At 72.8% G+C, this 5,941-nt stretch carries 6 protein-coding genes; all 6 read right to left on the bottom strand.

Translation table 11 applies throughout. From position 1 onward, the window contains the following. A partial coding sequence (locus tag AB0K09_RS28550) for an alpha/beta fold hydrolase (RefSeq protein WP_366068297.1) occupies window positions 1–1,422 on the bottom strand: 1,422 nt, incomplete at its 3' end. Window positions 1,423–1,459: 37 nt separating this feature from the next. Then, window positions 1,460–2,041 carry a hypothetical protein gene (locus tag AB0K09_RS28545; protein WP_366068296.1) on the bottom strand — a complete coding sequence of 194 codons (582 nt, stop codon included), beginning with the start codon at window positions 2,039–2,041 and terminating at the stop codon, window positions 1,460–1,462. Further along, on the bottom strand, window positions 2,038–3,159 hold the full coding sequence (locus AB0K09_RS28540) for an ROK family glucokinase (protein WP_366068295.1): 1,122 nt from the start codon (window positions 3,157–3,159) through the stop codon (window positions 2,038–2,040). Before AB0K09_RS28540 ends, AB0K09_RS28545 begins: the two co-directional genes overlap by 4 nt. 165 nt (window positions 3,160–3,324) lie before the next feature. Continuing rightward, window positions 3,325–4,113, bottom strand: coding sequence for an ATP-binding cassette domain-containing protein (locus tag AB0K09_RS28535; protein ID WP_366068294.1), 789 nt, complete (start codon window positions 4,111–4,113; stop codon window positions 3,325–3,327). Next, window positions 4,110–5,153 carry an ABC transporter permease gene (locus AB0K09_RS28530; RefSeq protein WP_366068293.1) on the bottom strand — a complete coding sequence of 348 codons (1,044 nt, stop codon included), beginning with the start codon at window positions 5,151–5,153 and terminating at the stop codon, window positions 4,110–4,112. The genes AB0K09_RS28535 and AB0K09_RS28530 overlap by 4 nt, the downstream gene beginning before the upstream one ends. Beyond that, the coding region (locus AB0K09_RS28525; RefSeq protein ID WP_366068292.1) for a substrate-binding domain-containing protein at window positions 5,150–5,941 on the bottom strand (792 nt) is incomplete at its 5' end. The genes AB0K09_RS28525 and AB0K09_RS28530, both read right to left, overlap by 4 nt.

The following is a 5,941-nucleotide window of genomic DNA, read 5'->3' as shown; positions in this document are numbered from 1 at the left end:
GGCCATCGGCTCGGACGGGCCGCCCGGCCGCGCGGCGGCCTCGGCGCCCGGAACCGGGGCCGTTGCGTTTCCGGCCGCAGCGCCGGGAGCCCCGGCGACCGGCACGGCCGGCGGCACCGGGGAACTGCCGGGCCCGGCCGTGTGCTCGGCGAGCGGGGCGGCTCCGGAACCGGGTGTGCCGGCGGCCGGCCCGGGGGATGGCACGGCCGAGCCGCCCGGCTGGGCGGCGGCCGGGGCGTGCCGGCCGGCACGCGCTGCCAGGGAACCGGCCACGTCGGCGGTCAGCGCCGCGAGCTCGGCCGTGTCCTGGTGGGCGTCGCCGCCGGCGGTCGGTGTGCCGGCCGGCCCCGTGGTGATCGGCGCAGGCGAATCGCCGCGCTGCGCCGCCAGCACGGCGGTCGGGGAGTCGTCCGGCATGGCGGCCCCGGAGCCGGGAGCCTCCGCGGCGGGTATGCCGGTCGGCGCCGGCGAGCCCGCGGGCCGGTGGTCCACGCCCGGCGTCTCGCCGGCGGCGGACGGCAGACCGCCGGGGTGCTCCCCTTCCGCGGGACCCGCGGCAGCGTGCGGCAGAGGACCCGCCTGGGCGAACCCCGCCTGTCCCGGGAAGGCGGGCGCGGCCGGCCAGCCGGCCGGCGGCGGGCCGAAGGCCGCCGGGGCGGGGGCCGGGGCCGGCGCGAAGACGGCGGGGAAGTGGCGGATCAGCAGGTCCGTCACCGCCACCGGCTGCTCCACCGGCGCCAGCTGGCACGCGTGCGGGACGACCGCGAGGCGGGCGTCCGGGATGCCCGCGACCAGGGCGCGGGCGTCGGCCGGCGGCGCGACCCGGTCGCTGTCGCCGGTGATGACGAGCGTCGGCACGGCGATGCGGGCGAGCTCGGCACGTACGTCGAAGGCGGCGAGGGCCTCGCAGCCGGCGGTGTAGGAGGAGGGGTCGGTGGTGCGGACCATCTGGACGGCCCAGTCGACGATGGCCGGCTGCGCGGCGCAGAAGGCCGGGGTGAACCAGCGCTCGGGTGTGGTGCGGGCGTCGTGGTCGAGCCCGTGCGTGCGGACGGCGGCCGGGTCGAAGCGGGCCGAGGTGCCGATCACGGCGAGCGAGGCGAGCCGCTCCGGGTGGCGCCGGGCGAGGTCGAGGCCGATCGCACCGGACAGCGAGCAGCCGGCGTAGCCGAAGCGGTCGACGCCCAGCCGGTCGAGAGTGGCGAGCAGCCGGTCCGCGAGGTCGCCGACGCCGGCCGGCGGCTGGGCGGGGGCGCCGCCGTGACCGGGAAGGTCGAAGCGCAGGACACGCCAGTGGCGGATCAGCTCCGGCGTCTGGCGGTCCCACATGTGCCAGGTGGCCCCGAGCGCGGGGCCGAGGACGAGCACGGGCCCGCCCTCGGGGCCGTCGAACCGGTACTGAAGGGTCTGCTTCTCACTCACCGCGCCACGCTATCCGCACGGCGCTGACCAGCGAATTTCAGGGGGTGGTCGTCGAGACGACGAAGACCTTCGGATGGCTGGGATCGTCCAGGTTGGCGGTGATTTCCAGCGTGGGCTTGGGCTTGTCCTGCTCCTGGACCGCGCCCGCCCAGTGGTGACCGCTGCCGAACGACCAGCCGACCTCGGCGGCGTCGTCCTCGTCGATGGTGACGTCGCCGTTCGTCAGCTCGGCGGCGTCGAGCCCCCGGTCGGCCAGCCAGCGCTCGAACCGGGCGGGGGTCGTCGTGAACTCCAGGTAGAGGCTGCTGGACTTCCAGGAGTTGGTCTCGTAGTGCGCCACGTCCGTGGCGTAGGCCGGCACGGTGACCTCGTAGATGCGCCGCTGCAGGCGGGAGGGCCAGCCCTCCGCCAGCCCGGTGGCGGCGGCCTCCTCGTCCTCGCCGCCGTTGCCGCCGCGGCTCTGCATCGCGGAGATGTAGAGGTAGCCGGCCGGAATGGCGATCAGCAGGAAGACGATCAGCGGCTTGATCCAGCGGTGCCGGGCCGCCGGGCCGCCGGCGGACGTACCGGTGGCCTCGGGGCCGGTGGCCGTGGGCTCGGGGGCGTCGGTGGTGATCATGCGCGGCCCGCCCGTGCGTAGCGTTCGTAGCGCTCGACGCGGCGGCGGTTGGCGCGCCGGAAGCGGCGGGCGACGAGCCGGGCGAGGTCGGCGGCGCCGACCATGCCGGCCTCGGGGCCGAGCTGGGCCTTGACGATCCGGGCCTCGGGCCGGTAGCCGCGGCCCGTGAGGTGGCGGCGGAAGGCGTCCCGCGCCGGGGCGATCAGCAGGTCGTCGGCCGCGCTGACGCCGCCGCCGATGACGAAGCAGGACGGGTCGAGGGCGGCGGCGAGGTTGGCGATGCCCACGCCGAGCCACTGGCCGATGTCCTGGAGGAGCTCGACGCACATGGCGTCGCCGGAGCGGGCGAGCTCGGTGATGAGCGGGCCGGTGATCTCGGGGATGTTGCCGGCGACGCGGTCGATGATCCCGTAGGCGACCGGGGACTCCGCGGCGGCGAGCTCGCGGGCCTCGCGGACGAGGGCGTTGCCGGAGCTGTACTGCTCCCAGCAGCCGCGGTTGCCGCACGGGCAGCGGTGGCCGCCCGGCACGACCTGCATATGGCCGAACTCGCCGGCGACCCCGTACTTGCCGCGCTTGACCTGGCCGTCCTCCAGGATGGCCCCGCCGATGCCGGTACCGAGGGTGATCATGACGAGGTGGTCCTCGCCCCGGCCGGCGCCGAAGCGCCATTCGGCCCAGGCGGCGGTGTTGGCGTCGTTGTCGACCATGACCGGGACGGCGAGGCGGCCGGCGAGGCGGTCGCGCAGCGGCTCGTTGCGCCAGGACAGATGGGGGGCGAAGAGGACGCGGTTGCGGTCGGCGTCGACCCAGCCGGCCGCGCCGATGCCGACGGCGTGCACGTCGTGGCGGTCGGAGAGGTCCAGGACCAGCTCGACGATGGTGTCCTCGACGACCTTGGGGCTCTTGGACTTGTCCGGGGTCTCGGTGCGGACCTTCTCCAGGATGTTGCCGTCGGCGTCGACGACGCCGGCCATGACCTTGGTGCCGCCGATGTCGATGCCGACGGTGGGGACGCGGGGCGCGGTGAGGTGCGAGCGCCGCTCTCGCGTGCCGACCGTGCGGAGCACGGTGGATCGGGCAGTACCCCGGTTTACCCGGTCGCGGTACATGCTCATCGCGGCGTCGCCCCTGGAGTGGTCTCGTGAGGCCGGGGCCTCGTGGATGCGGTCCTGGCCGATTGTGCCTCACCGGCGCGGTGCGCCGCGAAACGGCGCTTTCTCCCGCCCGCCCACCCGTCACCCCGAGTGCCGTCACGTGACGGGTGGGCGGGTGGCAGGCCCTCAGTCCTTGGCGACCCCCGCCCGCGCCAGCTCGTGGCTGAGTTGCTCGAGCTCCGAGCCGCCCGCCATCTGGCGGGTCAGCTCCTCCAGCGCGATCTCCGACTTCGCGTGGCTGCCTGCCATCGCACCGCGCTTGAGCAGGACGAACCGGTCACCGACGAGATACGCGTGGTGCGGGTTGTGCGTGATGAGCACCACACCCAGGCCGGCGTCCCGCGCGGCGGCGACGTACTTCAGGACCACGCCCGACTGCTTGACGCCGAGCGCCGCCGTGGGCTCGTCCAGGACGAGGACCTTCGCCCCGAAGTGGACCGCGCGCGCGATCGCCACGCACTGCCGCTCGCCGCCGGAGAGAGTGCCGATGGGCTGGTCGACGTCGCGCAGGTCGATGCCCATGCGCAGCAGCTCCGCGCGGGTCGTCTCGCGCATCCGCTCGACGTCCAGGCGCTTGAAGGGCCCGGCCCCCTTCGTCGGCTCGGAGCCGAGGAAGAAGTTCCGCCAGACCGGCATCAGCGGGACGACCGCCAGGTCCTGGTAGACCGTGGCGATGCCGCGGTCCAGGGCCTCCCGGGGGGAGGCGAGGGCGGTTTCCTCGCCGTCGATCTCGAAGGTGCCGGCGTCGTGCCGGTGCAGACCCGCGATGATCTTGATGAGGGTGGACTTGCCGGCGCCGTTGTCGCCGAGGACGCAGGTGATCTCGCCCTCGTGGACCTCCAGGGAGACCCCTTCGAGCGCGCGGACGTTGCCGTAGAACTTGCTCACGTCCGTGAGCTTGACGAGAGCGGTCATTTGCTCGCCTCCGCGCGCTTGCGGACCCATGCGTTCAGCAGGGTCGCCAGGAGCAGCATCGCGCCCAGGAAATACTTGAACCAGTCCGGGTTCCACTGCGCGTACACGATGCCCTTGCTGGTCATGCCGAAGATGAACGCGCCGACCGCGGACCCGATCGCGGAGCCGTAGCCGCCGGTCATCAGACAGCCGCCGATGACGGCCGCGATGATGTAGAGGAACTCGTTGCCGACGCCCTCGCCGGACTGCACGACGTCGTACGACATCAGCAGGTGCTGGCCGGAGATCCAGGCGCAGAAGGCCACGGCCGTATAGAGGCCGATCTTGGTGCGGTTGACGGGGACGCCGACCGCGCGGGCCGCGTCCGCGCCGCCGCCGACGGCGAAGATCCAGTTGCCGGCGCGGGTGCGCAGCAGGACCCAGGTGGCGAGGGCTACGAGGCCGAGCCACCACAGGATGGTGACCTGGAGGTCGACGCCGGCGATCGTCAGGTGGGAGGCGAACAGCGCGCGGGCCGATTCGAAGCCCTCCATGTCGCCGATGGTCTTGGTGGAGACCGTGCCGCTGATCAGCTTGGTGAAGCCCAGGTTGAGGCCCGTCAGCATCAGGAACGTGCCGAGCGTGATGATGAAGCTCGGCAGCTTGGTGCGGGTGAGCAGGAAGCCGTTGAAGAAGCCGACGGCGAGGGTGGCGAGCAGGGAGACGCCGACGCCGACCCAGACGTTGGCCGTCATCTGGTAGCTGAACATCGACGAGATCAGCGCCGAGGTCGTGACCATGACGCCGGCGGAGAGGTCGAACTCGCCGCCGATCATCAGCAGGGCCACGGGGACGGCCATGATGCCGATCGTCGAGGACGCGTACAGGACGGTGGACAGGCTCGACGCCTTGAGGAAGGGCTCGGCGACGAAGGAGAAGAAGAGGAAGACGGCGGCGGCTCCGACGACCGCGCCCAGCTCGGGGCGGCCGAGCAGCCGGCGCAGCCGGCCGTGCCGCACCAGTCGCTCGTCGGCCTCCGGGACGGTGGTGGCGGCGCTCATCGGGTGCCCCGCCCGGCGTATTCGGCCAGGGTCCTGGCGTCGTCCTTGGTGACGATCTGCGGTCCGGTGAGGACCGGCTGCCCGCCGCCGAGCATGTCGCGGTTGTAGCGGTAGAGCCAGAGCAGATCCACGGCCTCGTAGCCCTGGAGATAGGGGTCCTGGTCGACGGCGAAGCCGAGAGTGCCCTTCTGGAGGTCCTTGGCGACCTGGGCGTTGAGGTCGAAGGTGTCGACCTCGGCCTTGCTTCCGGCCTGGTCGGCGGCCTTCACGGCCGTGGCGGCGAAGGGGGCGCCGAGGGTGACGACGGCGTCGATGTCCTTGTCGGACTGGAGCTTGGCCTCGATGGAGGACTGCACGCTGGGCATGTTGGTGCCCTCGACGTAGAGGTTCTCCACCTGGCCCTTGAAGGTCTTCTTCACACCCTCGCAGCGCTGCTCGTGGCCGACGTTGCCCTGCTCGTGGAGGACGCAGACGGCCTTCCTCCTGCCCCGCTGGTTCTGCTGCTCGCCGACGGCCTGGCCGGCGATGACCTCGTCCTGGCCGATGTGGGTGAGGGCGCCGAACTCCTTGGACTTGTCCGAGCCCGAGTTCACCGTGATCACGGGGATGCCGGCCTTGACGGCCTTGGCGACGACGTCCTTCATGGCGTCGGGCTTGGCGAGGGTGACGATCAGGCCGTCGACCTTCTGGTCGATCATGGCCTGGACGCTCTGCGCCTGCTTGTTGCCCTCGGCGTCGTGCGCGTAGACGAAGTTGATGTTGTCCTTGACGGCCGCCTGCTTGGCGCC

The sequence above is a fragment of the Streptomyces sp. NPDC049577 genome (assembly GCF_040675635.1).
Classification (GTDB): domain Bacteria; phylum Actinomycetota; class Actinomycetes; order Streptomycetales; family Streptomycetaceae; genus Streptomyces.
The sequence above is the reverse complement of the archived record's forward strand: the minus strand, read 5'-3'. Positions and strand labels throughout refer to the sequence as shown.